The 16,489-nt window shown below is 63.3% G+C and carries 13 protein-coding genes and 2 tRNA genes; 5 read left to right on the forward strand and 10 right to left on the reverse strand.

Going from position 1 to position 16,489, the window contains the following annotated elements:
- Positions 1 to 85: 85 nt before the first annotated feature.
- Positions 86 to 1,933, reverse strand: coding sequence for an ABC-F family ATP-binding cassette domain-containing protein (locus MVC20_RS12725; protein ID WP_297541910.1), 1,848 nt, complete (start codon positions 1,931 to 1,933; stop codon positions 86 to 88).
- 135 nt (positions 1,934 to 2,068) lie between these two features.
- Here MVC20_RS12725 and ndk point away from each other — a divergent pair, with 135 nt between their 5' ends.
- Positions 2,069 to 2,491 (forward strand): nucleoside-diphosphate kinase, encoded by a 423-nt coding sequence (gene ndk, locus MVC20_RS12730; RefSeq protein ID WP_297541912.1) that lies wholly within the window; start codon positions 2,069 to 2,071, stop codon positions 2,489 to 2,491.
- Positions 2,492 to 2,783: 292 nt separating this feature from the next.
- On the opposite strand, the gene MVC20_RS12735 is transcribed toward ndk, so the two are convergent.
- The 5 genes from MVC20_RS12735 to MVC20_RS12755 all read right to left on the reverse strand — a co-directional run bounded on the left by MVC20_RS12735 (position 2,784) and on the right by MVC20_RS12755 (position 8,261).
- Positions 2,784 to 3,833 carry a zinc-dependent alcohol dehydrogenase family protein gene (locus MVC20_RS12735; protein WP_297541914.1) on the reverse strand — a complete coding sequence of 350 codons (1,050 nt, stop codon included), beginning with the start codon at positions 3,831 to 3,833 and terminating at the stop codon, positions 2,784 to 2,786.
- Positions 3,834 to 3,983: 150 nt separating this feature from the next.
- The gene (gene sucD, locus MVC20_RS12740; protein ID WP_297541916.1) at positions 3,984 to 4,865 is read right to left on the reverse strand and encodes a succinate--CoA ligase subunit alpha; all 882 of its coding nucleotides are present in this window, start codon (positions 4,863 to 4,865) and stop codon (positions 3,984 to 3,986) included.
- A complete protein-coding gene (locus tag MVC20_RS12745) occupies positions 4,865 to 6,055 on the reverse strand; it encodes a malate--CoA ligase subunit beta (RefSeq protein ID WP_297541917.1) in 1,191 nt (396 codons plus the stop codon). Before MVC20_RS12745 ends, sucD begins: the two co-directional genes overlap by 1 nt.
- A 43-nt stretch (positions 6,056 to 6,098) precedes the next feature.
- Positions 6,099 to 7,040 (reverse strand): CoA ester lyase, encoded by a 942-nt coding sequence (locus MVC20_RS12750; RefSeq protein WP_297541919.1) that lies wholly within the window; start codon positions 7,038 to 7,040, stop codon positions 6,099 to 6,101.
- Positions 7,041 to 7,052: 12 nt separating this feature from the next.
- Positions 7,053 to 8,261: an aminotransferase class V-fold PLP-dependent enzyme gene (locus MVC20_RS12755; RefSeq protein ID WP_297541921.1), complete on the reverse strand. Its 1,209-nt coding sequence runs from the start codon at positions 8,259 to 8,261 to the stop codon at positions 7,053 to 7,055.
- A 229-nt stretch (positions 8,262 to 8,490) separates the two neighbouring features.
- On the opposite strand from MVC20_RS12755, the gene MVC20_RS12760 reads away from it, so the two are divergent.
- The gene (locus MVC20_RS12760) at positions 8,491 to 9,132 is read left to right on the forward strand and encodes a response regulator transcription factor (protein WP_297541923.1); all 642 of its coding nucleotides are present in this window, start codon (positions 8,491 to 8,493) and stop codon (positions 9,130 to 9,132) included.
- 220 nt (positions 9,133 to 9,352) lie between these two features.
- Here MVC20_RS12760 and MVC20_RS12765 read toward each other — a convergent pair whose 3' ends face one another.
- Positions 9,353 to 10,831: an ABC transporter substrate-binding protein gene (locus tag MVC20_RS12765; RefSeq protein ID WP_297541925.1), complete on the reverse strand. Its 1,479-nt coding sequence runs from the start codon at positions 10,829 to 10,831 to the stop codon at positions 9,353 to 9,355.
- Between the two features lie 200 nt (positions 10,832 to 11,031).
- Between MVC20_RS12765 and MVC20_RS12770 the strand changes: the two genes are divergently transcribed.
- Positions 11,032 to 11,108: transfer RNA gene (locus MVC20_RS12770), tRNA-Asp, on the forward strand.
- A gap of 140 nt (positions 11,109 to 11,248) precedes the next feature.
- Positions 11,249 to 11,325, forward strand: a tRNA-Asp gene (locus MVC20_RS12775).
- 36 nt (positions 11,326 to 11,361) lie between these two features.
- Here MVC20_RS12775 and MVC20_RS12780 read toward each other — a convergent pair.
- From MVC20_RS12780 to MVC20_RS12790, 3 genes are read right to left on the reverse strand one after another with little or no spacing between them, the layout of a single operon-like run.
- Positions 11,362 to 12,420 carry an LLM class flavin-dependent oxidoreductase gene (locus MVC20_RS12780; protein WP_297541927.1) on the reverse strand — a complete coding sequence of 353 codons (1,059 nt, stop codon included), beginning with the start codon at positions 12,418 to 12,420 and terminating at the stop codon, positions 11,362 to 11,364.
- 15 nt (positions 12,421 to 12,435) lie between these two features.
- Positions 12,436 to 13,908 carry an aldehyde dehydrogenase gene (locus MVC20_RS12785; RefSeq protein WP_297541929.1) on the reverse strand — a complete coding sequence of 491 codons (1,473 nt, stop codon included), beginning with the start codon at positions 13,906 to 13,908 and terminating at the stop codon, positions 12,436 to 12,438.
- Between the two features lie 10 nt (positions 13,909 to 13,918).
- The gene (locus MVC20_RS12790) at positions 13,919 to 14,446 is read right to left on the reverse strand and encodes a flavin reductase family protein (RefSeq protein WP_297541931.1); all 528 of its coding nucleotides are present in this window, start codon (positions 14,444 to 14,446) and stop codon (positions 13,919 to 13,921) included.
- A gap of 296 nt (positions 14,447 to 14,742) precedes the next feature.
- On the opposite strand from MVC20_RS12790, the gene MVC20_RS12795 reads away from it, so the two are divergent.
- Positions 14,743 to 16,341, forward strand: a complete 1,599-nt coding sequence (locus MVC20_RS12795; protein WP_297541933.1) for a phosphoenolpyruvate carboxykinase — start codon at positions 14,743 to 14,745, stop codon at positions 16,339 to 16,341.
- The last annotated feature ends 148 nt before the right edge of the window (positions 16,342 to 16,489 follow it).

A 16,489-nucleotide genomic window follows, 5' to 3' on the forward strand; every position in this document is an offset into this window, starting at 1 on the left:
ACCACTTTCAGGATGAAATGCCAAGGATAAACTCTGCTGATCCGAAATCCCGGGTACTCGCAAGGGTGGACCCAAGGAGGGCCGATCAGCGCTCTGCCGCTTCCAGCCGCTCCAATGCCTCCATCCAGAGGGTTTCGGCAAGGGACAGACCATCCTCGATCTCGGCGTATTTCTTTTGCCATTGGGTCAGGCCGTGAATGTCGTCATAGATTGCGGGGTCGGCCAGCTTTGCGGCGACCTTGCTTTCCATATCCTGAAGTTTCGCGATCCGGTCCTCGCAGCGTTTCACATCCTGCCGCAGCTTGAGGATGGCGTCGCGCGATGGCTTCTTAGGCTTGATTTCCTTTGGTTTTTCGGCGGGCTTTTCGGTGTCTGATCCATTCAGCAGCATGGTTCGATAGGCCTCGAGATCGCCCTCGTAGGGGGCTACCGCGCCATCGCGTACCAGCCACAGTCGATCCGCCACCAGCCCCAGCAAATGCATGTCATGGCTGACCAGAATGATCGCGCCGGAATAGGCGGTCAACGCCTCGACCAGCGCTTCGCGGCTTTCGATGTCGAGGTGGTTCGTCGGTTCGTCGAGAATCAGCATATGCGGTGCATCGAGCGTGGCCAGCATCAGGGAAAGCCGCGCCTTCTGACCGCCCGACAGCTTGCCCACCAGCGTTTCGGCCTGTTCGGCGCCGATGCCAAAGCCGCCCAAACGCGCCCTCAGTTTCGCCGGGGCCTCTTCGGGGCGGAGACGGCGGATGTGGTCGATCGGCGTTTCGTCAAGGTGCAATTCTTCGACCTGATGCTGCGCGAAATACCCGACGCGCAATTTGGAAGCCTTGTGAATTTGCCCCTCTAGCGGTTCAAGTTTTCCCGCCAAGAGTTTGGAAAGCGTGGATTTTCCTTCGCCATTTCGGCCAAGGAGCGCGATCCTGTCGTCCTGATCAATCCGCAGGTTCAGCCGCCGCAACACCGGCACGCCATCATAACCCACCGATCCGCTCTCGATCCGCAAGATGGGCGGCGAGAGTTCTTCGGGCGTCGGAAAGGTAAAGCGTTTGAGTGCGGCTTCTTGCGGGGTCGTGATCGGTTTGAGCTTGGCGATCATCTTGAGGCGCGATTGCGCCTGCACGGCCTTGCTTGCCTTGGCGCGGAAGCGGTCGACAAAGCTCTGGAGATGTGCGCGGCGAGCTTCCTGTTTCTTGGCCTCCGACGCGGCAGCGGCAAGACGGGCAGCGCGGGTTTCCGCGAAAGTCTCATAACCCCCTTGATAAAGCGTCAGTTTCTTGTCTTCGAGATGCAGGATCGAACCCACGGCGCGGTTCAAGAGGCCGCGATCATGGCTGACGATCAGCACGGTATGGGGATAGCGCGCAAGATAGGTTTCCAGCCACAGTGCCCCTTCGAGGTCGAGATAGTTGGTGGGTTCGTCAAGAAGCAGAAGGTCGGGCTGTGAGAAGAGCACGCCCGCGAGCGCCACGCGCATCCGCCAGCCACCGGAAAAGGCGGAGCAGGGCATGAGCTGTTCCTCGTCGGTGAATCCCAGTCCCTTGAGGATGCTGGCGGCGCGCGCCTCGGCTGACCAGGCGTCAATATCGGCCAGCCTCGTCTGGATCTCGGCGATCCTTGCGCCATCGGTCGAGCGCTCGGATTCTTCCATGAGTTCAGCACGTTCCGTGTCATAGCTCAGAACGGTGTTGAGCAGAGACACCTCATTCCCCGGCACCTCCTGCGCCACACCGCCGATACGCGCGCGTGAGGGCAGGCTGATGCTGCCGCTTTCCAGCGCCAGTTCGCCCCGGATCAGGCGAAAGAGGGTGGTCTTGCCCGTGCCGTTACGGCCCACGATGCCGACCTTGTGGCCATCGGGGATAGAGGCAGAGGCGTTTTCGATCAGGGTGCGGCCCGCGACCGAATAGGTGATATCATCAATGCGCAACATGGCCCCCGCATGCCGTATGTGCGCGCCGCCGTCAATCGCGGCTTTTCAAGGGGCGGTGCGCATGCTATCGGACCCGCGATCAAACGCGGTCGGGCAAGGGGCCGGGCCGGTGAAACCTACGGAAAAGAGGCTGAAATGGCTGTTGAACGCACGCTGAGCATTATCAAACCCGACGCGACCAAGCGCAACCTGACCGGCAAGATCAATGCCAAGTTCGAGGATGCAGGTCTGCGCATCGTTGCGCAAAAGCGTATTCACCTGACGCCTGCACAGGCGGGTGTCTTCTATGCTGTGCACAAAGAGCGCCCCTTCTATGGCGAACTGTGCGATTTCATGGCGTCTGGCCCGGTTGTGGTGCAGGTGCTGGAAGGCGAAGGCGCCATTGCCAAGAACCGCGAAGTGATGGGCGCGACCAACCCCAAGGATGCGGCCCCCGGTACGATCCGCGCGGAATTTGCCGAGTCGGTGGGTGAAAACTCGGTCCACGGTTCGGATGCTGCCGAAACCGCGGCCGTCGAGATCGCCTATTTCTTCTCGGGCCTCGAACTGGTCGGCTGATCTTGAAGTGATGGATTAGGAAAAGGCCGTATCCCATTGGGATACGGCATTTTTCATTTCTCAGATGCTGGCGAAATCCTGATAGACTGTCGCTGCGATTGGCTTGGTCTGCGGTCGTGGGGCCGCTTGAGGGGGCGCGGATTTGGCCCCTGACTTTGGGGGGGTGGCCTGTGGCATTGGACTGCTCCGTTGATGCTGGCAGGGGTTGAACACCCTGACCTTTGGTTATCCTTACAGTATCGGTAAGTTTCGCGGCGCAGCTAGGGTGCAATTATGGCAGAACTATGGCGAATCAGGCGCTTAGCTGATCCACCACGGTGACGCCGTAACCTTGAAAGCCGTCCATGGCGCTGAGGGCCTCGTTCAACCCAGACAATCCGATGCGTTTGGTGATCAGGCGTTCGGGGTCGAGGTGGCCGGCAGAGATCATGGCAAAGAGCGCGGCAAAGCGGTCAGCCCCCATGCCACGGGTGCCGTGGAGGGTGATTTGCCGGGAATAGACCAGTTCCAGCAGCGGCAGTTCGGGTGTCGCGTGGCGTCCAAGAGGCATCCCGATCTGCACATGCCGCCCAAGTTTACGAAGGCTTTTCAAGGAGTTGTGGAAGGTGTCGGTGATCCCGAGCGCGTCGAGGGACACATGCGCGCCGCCTTGGGTCAGGTCGCGCACGGCGGCCCCCACATCCGGGGCTTGGCTGGCATCAAGAGTTAGGGTTGAGCCCAGGGTTTTTGCGATGCGCAAGGCCTCGGGGTTGACGTCCACGGCCAGAACACGGGCGCCGATTGCCGCGCCGATCATCACTGCCGAGAGGCCGACGCCACCGCAACCGTGGACGCTAAGCCATTCACCTGGTTGAGTTTTTGCCCGGTCTATCACGGCGCGAAAGGCCGTTGTGACGCGACAGCCCATGCCGGCCGCGGCGGCAAAACCCATGGTGTCGGGCAAATGCACGAGGTTGAAATCGGCGCGCGGGATGGCGAGGCGTTCGGCGAAAGCCCCCCATCCGGTAAAGCCGATGACCTGTTGATGATTGCAGATCGTGGGCTCGCCGCCCCGGCAATCGGGGCAGGTGCCGCAGCCCAGAATGAACGGGGCCGTGACCCTGTCGCCCACCGCGAAGGCCCGACATTCCGGCCCGATTTCAAGGACTTCGCCCGCGAATTCATGCCCCATGACATGCGGCAGGATCACATCGGGATCGGCCCCTTTCCACGCGTGATGGTCCGAGCGACAGACGCCACAGGCGCGGACGGCAATCACCGCGCCGTCGCGGGGGCATTCGGGATCGGGCACTTCGGTGATGTCGGTGGGGGTATTGTAGTGGGTCAGGAGGGCAGCGCGCATCGGGCACCTATGGCTGAAATTTTGCGCAGCCTAGGGGCGGGGATTGGCGCGTGCAAGTCTGTAAGGTTTGTAAGGTTTGGCACCTGATTTTGTAAGGTCCGGATAGGGTCGGGGCCGCCACAGGGAGAAGCGACCCCAAGGTCAGGCGGATCAGGCGACCATCCGCTCGACCACCTCGCCGAAGGAGGAGGGTGTCGGGACAATGGTTACACCCGCCTCGGAGAGGATCTCGACCTTTTCCTGCGCCGATTCGCCGAAAGCCGATACGATGGCCCCGGCATGGCCCATGCGTCGCCCTTTGGGTGCCGAGAGACCGGCGATATAGGCCGCCACAGGTTTGGTCATGTGGTCGCGGATATAGGCGGCGGCTTCGGCCTCTTGCGGGCCGCCGATTTCGCCGACCATGACCACGGCGTCGGTATCGGGATCATTCTCGAAGAGTTCGAGAATGTCGCGGAAGGACGAGCCGTTGATCGGATCGCCGCCGATACCCACGGAGGTGGACACGCCGATGCCGCGCTCTTTCATCTGGGAGGCGGCCTCGTATCCCAGGGTGCCCGACCGCCCGATGATGCCCACGCGCCCCGGTTTGTAGATATGCGGCGGCATGAGACCGGCAAAGGCCTGACCGGGGGTGATGATGCCCGCGCAGTTGGGGCCGATGAGGCGCATCCGCTTTTCCGCCTTGTAACGGCGCATGTAGCGCTTGACCTTGATCATGTCGCTGGCGGGGATGCCGTCGGCGATGCAGACGCAGGTGGCGATGCCGGCATCCGCCGCCTCCATGATGCTGTCGGCGGCAAAGGGGGGCGGGACGAAACAGATCACGAGATCCGCGCCGGTTTCGGCCACCGCCCCTTTGACGGTGTTGAAGACGGGCAGGCCGTTATGCTTGGTGCCGCCCTTGCCGGGGGTTACGCCGCCCACCACGTTGGTGCCCTGGTTGATCATGTCCTGGGTGTGAAAGCTGCCGATGCGGCCGGTGAGGCCGGTCACGAGAACGCGGCTGTTCTTGTCGATGAGAATGGCCATCATGCGGCTCCCTTGACGGTGGTTTTGGTGTCGGACCAGGCGCGGACCACCAGATCGGCGGCCTCGGCCAAGGTGTCGGCGGTCAGGATCGGCAGGCCGCTTTCGGCGATCAGTTTGCGGCCCTCTTCGACATTGGTGCCCGAGAGGCGCACGACGAGGGGCAGGGTGAGGTTCAATTCCCGCACCGCGCGGATGACACCCTCGGCGATCCAGTCGCAGCGGTTGATGCCTGCAAAGATATTGACGAGAATCGCCTCGACATTGCGGTCATTGAGCACGGCCCGAAAGGACATGAGCACGCGCTCGGGGCTGGCGCCGCCGCCGACGTCGAGAAAGTTGGCCGGTTCGCCCCCCGCCATCTTGATCATGTCGAGCGTGGCCATGGCGAGGCCCGCACCGTTGACGATGCAGCCGATTTCGCCGTCAAGCCCGATATAGTTGAGACCCCGGTCGCCCGCGAAGGTTTCGCGCGGGTCTTCCTGGCTCTTGTCGCGCAGTTCCGAGATTTCGGGGCGACGGAAGAGGGCGTTGTCGTCAAAGCTGACCTTGGCGTCCAGCGCCATGATCTCGCCCGAGGTGGTGACGACGAGCGGGTTGATCTCTACCATATTGGCGTCGGTTTCCTCCATCATGCGGTAGCAGCCGATGATGGTCTTGACCGCCTGCGGGATGAGCGCCGCGTCAAGGCCAAGGGAAAAGGCGATCTCACGCGCCTGGAACGCCTGCATCCCCACCGCCGGATCGACCACCGAGCGGATGATCGATTCGGGCTCTTGCGCGGATATCTCTTCGATTTCCATGCCGCCCTGGCCCGAGGCCACGACCACGACACGCTCTTCCTTGCGGTCCATCACGAAGGCCAGATAGATTTCCTGCGCGATGCTGGTGGCCTCTTCGACATAGAGGCGGCTCACGAGTTTGCCCTGGGGGCCGGTCTGATGGGTTACGAGCATGCGCCCCAGCATCCATTGCGCGGCTTCGGAAATCTCGGTCTCGTTCTTGCAGATGCGCACGCCGCCCGCCTTGCCGCGTGCGCCGGAATGGATCTGGGCCTTGACGACCCAACGGTCGCCCGACAGTTCCGAGGCGCGGTAAACCGCCTGTTCGGGGCTATAGGCGATACCGCCGCGCGGCACCTGCACGCCAAAGCGTTTCAAGAGTTCCTTGGCCTGGAATTCGTGGATGTCCATTTTGTAGTCCTCCCTTTTCTGGTTGGCCTTATCGGGTTGGCCCTCAGCCTTTGGCGGCGATGGCGTCGGCGACGCTGATGACGTTGTTGGCCATGCGTTCGGAGGCCGCGTCGATCATCTTGCCGTCAAGGCTGGCGGCCCCTTTGCCCTGGGCTTCGGCCTTGCGCAGTTCTTCGATGATGCGACGGGCGCGGGTGACTTCGGCCTCGGGGGGCGAAAACACCTCGTTGGCGAGCGCGATCTGGCTGGGGTGGATCGCCCATTTGCCCTCGATCCCCAGGGTGGCGGCGCGTTTGGCCGAGAGCGTGTAGCCGTCCGGATCGGAGAAATCGCCGAACGGCCCGTCGATGGCGCGCAATCCGTAGGCGCGGCAGGCGACGGTCATGCGGCTGAGGGCAAAGTGCCATTGGTCGCCGGGGTAATCGGGGTTGAGGCCGCCAATCACCACGGTGCGGGCGCGGTTCGAGGCGGCGTAATCGGCCACGCCGAAATGCAGCGCCTCAAGCCGTCCGGGGGCCGCGGCGATCGCCTCGACATTGGCCATGCCGAGGGCGGTTTCGATCAACGCCTCAAGCCCGATCTGATGGGTGAAGCCCATCGCCGTCTCGATCTGGCTGACCATGGTCTCGACGGTGTAGAGATCGGCGGGCACGCCCACCTTGGGGACGAGGATCGTATCAAGGTGCTGGCCTGCCTGTTCCACGATCTCGACCACGTCGCGATACATGTAATGGGTATCGAGCCCGTTGATGCGGATCGAGATGGTCTTGCCCTTGGCTTTCCAGTCGATGTCATTGAGCGCCTGGATGATATTGGCGCGGGCCTGCACCTTGTCGGGGGGCGCGACGGCATCCTCGAGATCGAAGAAGATGTAATCGACGTCCGACTCTGCCGCCTTGTCGATCATCGACGGGCTGGAGCCGGGAACGGCGAGTTCCGAGCGTTGCAGGCGTTGCCTTTTCAGCGGGTGAAGTGTGTAGCTCATTGAAATCCCCGATCAGGCGGCGCGGGCGGGTGCCAGCCGCGCCTGCATGGTGGGGGTGGAGGCGCGGAAGTGTTCCTGTGCGGCGGCGATGCCGCAGCCCGGCTCAATCGCGGCCCCGGCATCGCGGAGCGCCATTTCAGCCGCCGAGATCGCCCCGCAGAGCATCACCGGGTTGAGCGACCCCAAATGGCCGATGCGGAAGGCGTGTCCGGCCAGTTTGGCGAGGCCCGAGCCAAGCGAGGTCTGGTATTTATGGTAGGCGGTGGCGATCACGTCGCGGGCATCGACGCCCTCGGGCGTGTAGATAGCCGACACGGTGTCCGAGTGCCATTCCGCGCCCTGTGCCACGAGGCGGCAGCCCTGCCATTCGGCAATTGCCGCGCGCACGCCGGTGGCGAGGCGGTGATGCCGGTCCCACACACTCTCCATCCCTGCCGCGAGCAGCATGTCGAGCGAGCAGCGCAACCCGCGCAGGAGCTGTGTGGCGGGGGTATAGGGGAAATAGCCGGTGTCGTTCAGCTTGATCATGTCGGCAAAGCTGAAGTAGCAGCGCGGCATTTTGGCGCGCTCATGGGCGGCGAGCGCCTTGTCACTGACGCCCAGAAGGCCCAGACCGGCGGGGAGCATGAAGCCCTTTTGCGAGCCTGCAACGGCGAGGTCGACGCCCCAATCCTCCATCTCGAATTCGATCGAGCCGATGGAGCTGACACCATCGACGAAGAGGAGGGCGGGGTGGTTTGCCGCGTCAAGGGCCGCGCGAATGGCGGCGATGTTGGAGGTCACGCCGGTGGCGGTCTCGTTATGGGTGGCAAAGACGGCCTTGATCTTGTGCTCTTTGTCGGCGGCGAGTTTGGCAGCATAGTCCTCGACCGGGACGCCCTTGCCCCACTCGACCTCGCAGAGGTCGACCTCGAGGCCCAAGCGCTCGGCCATATCGACCCAAAGCATTGAAAACTGGCCGAAACGCGACATGAGCACACGGTCGCCGGTGTTGAGCGTGTTGGAAATGGCCGCCTCCCAGGCGCCGGTGCCCGAGGTCGGGTAGACGAAGACGCGGCCATGGGTCAGGCGGAAGGCCTTTTTCAGATCCGAGAGCAGGGGCAGGATGAAATCGCCGAAATCCGGCGCGCGCATATCCTCCATCGGGATATTCATGGCGCGGCGCACCTCGTCGGGCACATTTGTGGGTCCGGGAATGAAAAGATGGGAATGGCCGTTCATGTCTGTCCTCCTTCAGGCTTGGCCTTCTTTATGCGGCTGGCGGGGACGTCGCGTAATGCCCACGCGCATGGAAAAGCGCGGCCATGCGGGGGGCGCATAGCCCTGGCGGGTAGGCGGGGGCTACCCGGTGGGGGCGCGGCGGTATGCCGTTGCACTCTGAAAAATCGTTTGATTTCAGAACTTTCCTTGGTCTTGTATAAGGGGGCAGGAGGAGGAGACTGTGCGAGATATGACTGACGCGACCGTTGAGGACGCAGGATTGGACCTGCCCGAGGTGATCGTTGCCGACCGGCAAGCGATTGTCTGTCAGGGCCTTGGGTCATTGGTGGCGCAGATTTCGGAGGTGCGGCTTGGCCCGTTTGCCACGGATCTGTCGAGCCTGCGCAAGGCGCTGGGCGAGCGGCCGGGACGGGTGATTCTCGTGCTGGGTGTCCGGTTGGCGGATGCCGACCTGGGCCGGGTGCTGGAGATGCTGCGGCGCGATCATCCGCGCGTGATGGTCGTGGTTGTGGCCGAGGAGGCGGAATTTGCCTTCATCCGCACGGCGGTGAAGGCGGGGGCGCATTCGGTCTGCATGATGGGCCAGGTTTTGAGCAGCCTGCCGCGCGTCCTGGTCCATCTGGTCGAGGGGCACAGCATTCTGCCGGTGGAGACCCTCAAACGGTTGATGGGCGAGCAGGGCGATAGCCTGACGCGGCGCGAGCATGAAATCCTGGGGCTCTTGGTGGATGGGCTCACGAATTTCCAGATTTCGGCGCGGCTGGGCCTGTCGGAGAATACGGTCAAATATTACCTCAAGGCGATTTACCAGAAGCTCGACGTGAATTCGCGCGGCGGGGCCATCGCGAAATATGTGGCGGGGACGTATTGAGAGGGGCTTTGGCGAGGAGCCGCGCGGAACGCTGGGCCGCGGACTAGCGAAGCAACGTCAGTGATTTCCACTTTATGCCAGCCAAGTCCGTATAATTTCTCGGCGATGCGCGCCCTTTCGAAATCGCTAGGCCGCGGGACGGCCCAGCGATCCGCGCAGCGGCGCTACGCGCCTTGATTCCGCGCGGGTTGAGTTCTGCGGATGACCGCGAAAATCCCTTTCAATCCACCACTGTCACCATATGCCAGCGCAGCGCGTCGTTGGGCACGGGATCGAAATGGGTCACGCGGTTGGAGAGCACCACCAGTTGCGTGACGTGAAAGGGGATGATCGTGCCAGAATTCATCGCCAGATATTCCTGCGCTTCGATATAGAGCGCGCGGCGGCGTTTGAAATCAAGCTCGGCGCGGGCGGTTTCGAGCAGTTGGTCGAATTTGGAATTGCTGTAAAAGGTCTCGTTCCATTTGGCGGTGGAGTGAAACGCCTCGTTCAGCGCCTGATCGGCGGGGCGTTCGCCCCAAGAGGTGCTGAAGGCGTCCTTCTTCATCCAGACGTTTGACCAATAGCCATCGGCGGCGGCGTTGATCAGGTTGACGCGGATGCCTGCGCGCGCGGCCTGTTCCTGAAACGCGACACCGATCACCGGCCAAGTGGGATCAAGGGCGGAGACATGCACATCGACATCGACCCCATCGGGATAGCCTGCCTCGGCGAGCAATTGGCGCGCACGCTCGGGGTTGGCGGGGCATTCCATCTCGGCGCGGTATTGGTCATTGGGGGCCACGGGCGTATCGCAGGAAATCACCCCGCCGCCATCCAGCGCCAGTTGCAGCATCTCTTCGCGGTCCACGGTCAGGTGCAGCGCCTCGCGCACGCGGGGGTCGTCAAAGGGCGGCACATCGGTGCGAAAGGCCAGCCCCATCCAGTTGCCGGTGGGAATCTCGAGCAGTTGATAGCGCAGCGATTTGTCGAGCGCGCGGCGCATCATCGGGGCGATGCCGCGTTCCATGTCGAGCTGTCCGCTGAGAAACGCCTGAAGTCGCGCCTGCGCGTCGGGCACGCCGATCACCTCGATCCGCGCGAGGGCGGGGGGGCCTTCCCAATAGTCCTCATTGGCGGTGAGCACCGTGATTCCATCGGGGTCGAATTTCTCGACCCGGAACGGCCCCGTGCCGATGCCGGTCTGGCCAATGGTATCGCCCGAGCCCTCGGGGATGATGCGCAGGCGCGGGTCCATCAATTGCAGCGGCAAGTCGGCGAAGGGGGCGTCGAGTTCCATCTCGACGCGGAGCGGCCCGGTGGCGGTGATGCGGGTGATCATCTTGACCGCCGCGCGCGCCGGGCTGCCGTAATCGGGGTCGATCACGCGCTTGATCGAATAGACCACATCGCCCGCATCCAGCGTGCTGCCGTCATGAAAGCGCACGCCGTCGCGGATCTGAAAGGTCCAGAGCGTGCCATCGGCATTGGGGGTCCAGGAGGTGGCAAGATCGGGGGCGGGTTTGCCGCTGCGACCGGGACGTACGAGGCGGCTCTGGATTTTCTCGATGATCTGGAGGACGCGCCCCTTGGAGGCGGGATCGAGGCTGGAATGGGCGCCAAAGCCCACGTTATGCGCGTGGCGAAACGTGCCGGTGGGCGCAGCGCCAGCGGGGGCGGCGAGCAGGAGGCACAGGATCATGAGCAGGATGGGCCGCATTGGTATCTCCACCGAGGTTGGGCGGAGTGTGGCAAGGGTGGCTGCGAAAATCAAACCTTTCGGGCGGGGGCGGGGATCACGATTTGGCCCCGGGTGGGCGCGCAGGAAAGTTGAAAATTCCAGCAGCCAGCGCTTGACGGGCGCGCGGCCCCGGCATAGAAGCGCCACACGTCGGGGGCGCGCCCCCGGTGTTGCTGCGGGCGGTTGTAGCTCAGTTGGTTAGAGTACCGGCCTGTCACGCCGGGGGTCGCGGGTTCGAGCCCCGTCAACCGCGCCACCGCAGACATCAAAGGCCCCCGCGAGAGCGGGGGCTTTTGTGTTTGGGGGGATGGGCCCGAGAGCCGATCTGCCCAAGGTTTCGATTGACGATTTTGGGATTGACGGGCGCGCGGGGGGCGCTTATTCAGCCCCTCACGCGCGGTTGTAGCTCAGTTGGTTAGAGTACCGGCCTGTCACGCCGGGGGTCGCGGGTTCGAGCCCCGTCAACCGCGCCACTTTCCCCTTAGGCCTGACAGACCCGCCTTTGCGGATCACTCTGCGGCGGCGATGCTTTGCCCGGCGAACTGCGGCATCACCTTGTCGATGAAGAGTTGCAGCGAGCGTTTCTGGCGCTCCATATCCAGCCCCATCGAGGCGTAATAGATGAAGGCATCGACGCCAAGTGCCTCGTATTGGCGGACCTTATCGGCCACGGTGTCGGGGCTGCCGAAGGCGAGGTTTTCTTCGAGCATGGCAGGATCGGTGCGGGCGTTGCCCTCGAGCTCTGCCAGCGGGACGGGATCGGGGAAGCCGTTGACCACCTCGCCGCGTTTCATCATCAGGTTGCCGAATTGGCCCAGAACGCGGCGGAGTGCGGCCAAGGACGCCTGCCGGTCCTCCTCGGTCTCGTAGACCGCCGTGTGGCGCATGAGCGCCCAGCGTCCGTCATAGCGCCCGCCATTCCTGGCAATCGCGGCGTCGAGCCGGGCGCGGTAATTCTCGGCCTCGGAGAAGGGCATGGTGAGCGGCCAGCTCATGATGTCGCAGCCATGTTCCACGGCGTAGTCGAAGGTGATGGGCGCACGGGCGGCGACCCAGATCGGCACCTCCTGTTGCACCGGCTTGGGGCAGGAGGTGGCGGTGGGGAATTGCCAGTATTCGCCGTCATGGGCGTAATCGCCTGCCCAGAGATTTTGCACCACCGGCAGCGATTCCTGCATGTAGCGCCAGCTATCGGGCTGAGCGAGGCCGGGCATCATGCGGTCAAACTCGCGCTGATAGGCGCCCGAGCCGATGCCGAATTCGAGCCGCCCGTCGCTGAGCAGATCGAGCATCGCGGCCTCGCCGGCAAGGCGGATGGGGTGCCAATAGGCGGCGTTGACCACGCCCACGCCCAGGCGGATGCGGCTGGTATGCTCGCCCCACCATGTCAGGATCTGAAAGGGATTGGGGGCGATGGTCATCTCAAGTGCGTGATGCTCTGCCGCCCAGGCGATTTCAAAGCCGCCCGCCTCGGCCATTTGCACCATTTCGAGCGTGTGGTCGCGCAGCGCCTTCATATCCGTCGAAGGATCGAGCCGTTCGAGATTGATTGCGAGGTGGAATTTCATGCCGGTCTCCTGTGATCAGCGCATTTGAAAGGGGTTGGCCATGGGATCGTCGGACATGTTCATCCAGACGGTCTTGGGCCGTGTGTAATCGTAAAGCGCCTGAAAGCCGCTCTCGCGGCCATAGCCGCTGGATTTGGTACCGCCGAATTCGGCGATGGGGCTGATGGCGCGGTAGGTGTTGACCCAGACGATGCCTGCGCGCACCGCGCGTGACAGGCGCAGGGCGCGGGCGCTGTCGCGGGTGAAGACGCCGGCGGCAAGGCCGTGTTCGGAGCCATTGGCGAGGGTCAGCGCCTCGGCCTCGGTTTTGAACCGCAGGACCGAGAGGACCGGGCCGAAAAGTTCGGTATCGACGATGCGCAGGTCGGGGGAGGGGCAATCGAGGATCGTGGGTTCAAAGAACATCTCGCCTGCTGCCGCGCGCTTGCCGCCGCAGATCAGGCGCGCGCCCTGGGTCTGGGCATGGGCGACCTCGCGTTCGATATGATCGAGTTGCGCGCGGGTGCAAAGCGGGCCCATCTGGGTTTCCTCGGCCATCGGGTCGCCGATGCGGATGCTGCGGGCGATGGCGCTGAGGCGGGTGAGGAAATCATCGGCGATGTCCTCGTGGACAATCAGGCGCGAGCCTGCGACGCAGCTTTGGCCAGAGGCGCCGAAGATGCCCGCGACCGCGCCATTCACGGCGCTTTCGATGTCGGCATCGGCAAAGACGAGAAAGGGGGATTTGCCGCCCAACTCAAGACTTACCTGCGCGAAATTCCGGGTGGAATTCGTGAGGACATGGCGCGCGGCATTGGGACCGCCGGTAAAGCTGATCCGGGCGACCAGCGGATGCGAGGTGAGCACGCGACCGCAGGGGTCGCCGTGGCCGGTGACGATATTGACCACACCGTCGGGGATGCCCGCCTGCGCAATGAGCCGCCCGAATTCGAGGATCACGGCGGGGGCGTGTTCCGAGGTCTTGAGCACGAGCGTATTGCCCGCGGCGAGGGCCGGGCCGAGTTTGACCGCCGTGAGGAAAAGCTGAGAGTTCCACGGCACGATGGCCGCCACCACGCCCAAGGGTTCGCGGTGGGTAAAGACGAACATGTCGGGCTTGTCGATGGGGAGGGTTTCGCCGGTGATCTTGTCGGCGGCACCGCCGTAGAAATGCAGGAATTCGGCGATATACTTGGCCTGCCAGCGGGTTTCCTTGAACATCTTGCCGGAATCGCGGGTCTCGATCTCGCCCAAGGTTTCGCTGTGCTCGGCCAGCAGATCGCCCAGGCGGCGCAGGCACTGGCCGCGCGCGGTGGGGGTCATGCGCGCCCATGGGCCGTCGTAACAGGCGCGATGCGCGGCCTCGATGGCGCGGGTCACGTCGGCCTCTGTCGCCTCGGGGGCGGTGGCCCAGACCGTGCCGGTGGCGGGGTTGAAGCTCTCGAAGCGGGCACCGTCCGAGGCATCGACCCAAGCGCCGTCGATCAGCATCTGATAGTGTGTGATCATCTCTGGCCCCTTATCCCGCCGCGCAGCACGGGACATCCTTGGGGATGACCCTGTGATAGCCGCCGTCGCGCCATGCGAGGGGGGCGGCCCCTGCGTCGAAGACGCTGGTGACATGGCCGATCACGATGAGATGGCTGCCCGAGGGCACGCTTTGTGCGAGATCACAGGCAAAGCCGGTGGCCCCTTCCAGCAGCGGTGCGGTGCCGGGCGTGCCGTAGCAGTCGATGCCCGAGAAGCGGTCGGTGATCCAGCCATCGTGCCGCCCGGCAAAGCGGTCGGCGATGTCGGTGCTGCCTTCGGGCAGGACATTGACGCAGAACCGGCCATTGGCGGCCACGGCGCGGGCGATCCGGCTCTGGCCATGCAGGCATACGAGGACCGAAGGCGGATCGGCGGAGACCGAGGCAAAGGCGCTGACCGTGGCCCCGAACCGGCCCATCGGCCCATCGGTCGTAACCACGGTGACCGAGGCCGCGACCTGGCGCATGGCGTGCACGAAGCTGGCTCTGTCCACAGGGGCGGGGAGGGGCTGTTGCATGGGCTGTCCTCGGGTTTGGCAGGTGGTTTTGATCGGTCGTTACAGGCTGACACGAAAGGTGAATTTTTGAAAACGAATTGTTTTGCTGCATATGTTCGAATAATTCGAATTGATGCCCTGTGCGGGGCATTTGCACTTGCAGCATTGCGGATTCCTGCCAAGTGATTGCGCTAACTTGGAAAAACGGACTTGTTTGCGGGTTGCGAATCCGTATGACGCTGGACTAGCTGACAGGAATACGCCGCCGGGGCGGTGTCGCACAGGGTAGGGCGGAGACGCCCAAAAGGGAGAAAGACATGACGGCAGGACGGGTCAATCCGCGTTTTCGGCTGGAAGATCAGGGAATTTCGGGTCTGGGCAAGGTTCATTACAACCTGATGGAACCCGCCTTGGTCGCGGCCTCGGTGCAGCGCGGCGAAGGGGAATTGGGGCAGGGCGGCACGCTCTTGGTCAGCACCGGGGAATTCACCGGCCGCTCGCCCAAGGACAAGTTCACGGTGCGCACGCCGACCACGGAAAACACGATCTGGTGGGACAACAACCTGCCGATGTCGCCCGAGCATTTCGATCAGTTGCACAAGGATATGCTGGCCTATCTGGCGGGGCGCGAAGTCTTTGTTCAGGATCTGGTCGCGGGGGCCGATCCCGAGCACAGCATCAATGTCCGGCTGGTCAATGAGCTGGCATGGCACAACCTGTTCATCCGCCACATGCTGCGTCGCCCCGAGCGCGAGGCGCTGGATCATTTCGTGGCCGATTACACGGTCATCAACTGCACCGGCTTCAAGGCCGACCCTGCGCGCCATGGCTGCCGGTCCGAAACGGTGATCGCGGTCAATATCGACGCCAAGCTGATCCTGATCGGTAACACGGAATATGCCGGCGAGAACAAGAAATCCATTTTCGGGCTGATGAACTATCTGCTGCCCGAAAAGGGTGTGATGCCGATGCATTGCTCGGCCAACCATGCCAAGGACGATCCCGAGGACGCGGCCGTGTTCTTTGGCCTGTCGGGCACCGGCAAGACCACGCTGTCGGCCGATCCCAACCGCACGCTGCTGGGCGATGACGAGCATGGCTGGTCCGACAACGGCACGTTCAATTTCGAGGGTGGTTGCTATGCCAAGACCATCCATCTGAGCGCCGAGGCGGAGCCGGAAATCTATGCCACCTGTTCGATGTTCGGCACGGTGATCGAGAACATGGTCTATGACGCCGAGACGCGCGAATTGGACTATGAGGATTCGAGCCTCACCGAGAACATGCGCTGCGCCTATCCGCTGAACTACATCCCCAATGCCTCGGAGACCGGGATCGCCGGGCATCCGCGCAATGTGGTGATGCTGACCTGCGATGCCTTTGGTGTTCTGCCCCCCATCGCGCGGCTGACGCCTGCACAGGCAATGTATCACTTCCTGTCGGGCTTTACCGCCAAGATGGCCGGGACCGAGCGTGGTCTGACCGAGCCGCAACCGGTGTTTTCGACCTGTTTCGGTGCGCCGTTCATGCCGCGTCGCCCCGAAGTGTACGGCAACCTGTTGCGCACCAAGATCGAGAGCCACGGCGCATCGTGCTGGCTGGTCAATTCGGGTTGGACGGGCGGGGCCTATGGCACCGGATCGCGGATGCCGATCAAGGCCACGCGCGCGCTCTTGACCGCGGCGCTTGACGGCTCGCTCAACGGGGTCGAGTTCCGCAAGGACCCGAATTTCGGCTTTGAAGTGCCGGTATCGGTGCCGGGCGTGGCCGATGTGCTGCTTGATCCGCGCCGCACATGGCATGATCCGGAGGCCTATGATGCACAGGCGGCCAAGCTGGTGCAGATGTTCGCGGACAACTTTGCGCAATATTTGCCGCATGTCGATGACGACCTGCGCGCAGTGGCGCTGGGCTAAGATCGGGTTTGTCCCCCCGGTGCCCTTGGAGAGGGTGTTCGGGGGGCAGGCCAAAACATGCCAAAGGCGTTTTGCACCGCAAATTAATGTGCTAGGACCGGGGCGACGCGGGCGTTACATGCCCGCGCATCGCAACTGAGAGTGAGAT

Origin of the sequence: Roseovarius sp. (assembly GCF_027019125.1) — a bacterium.
Taxonomy (GTDB): domain Bacteria; phylum Pseudomonadota; class Alphaproteobacteria; order Rhodobacterales; family Rhodobacteraceae; genus Roseovarius.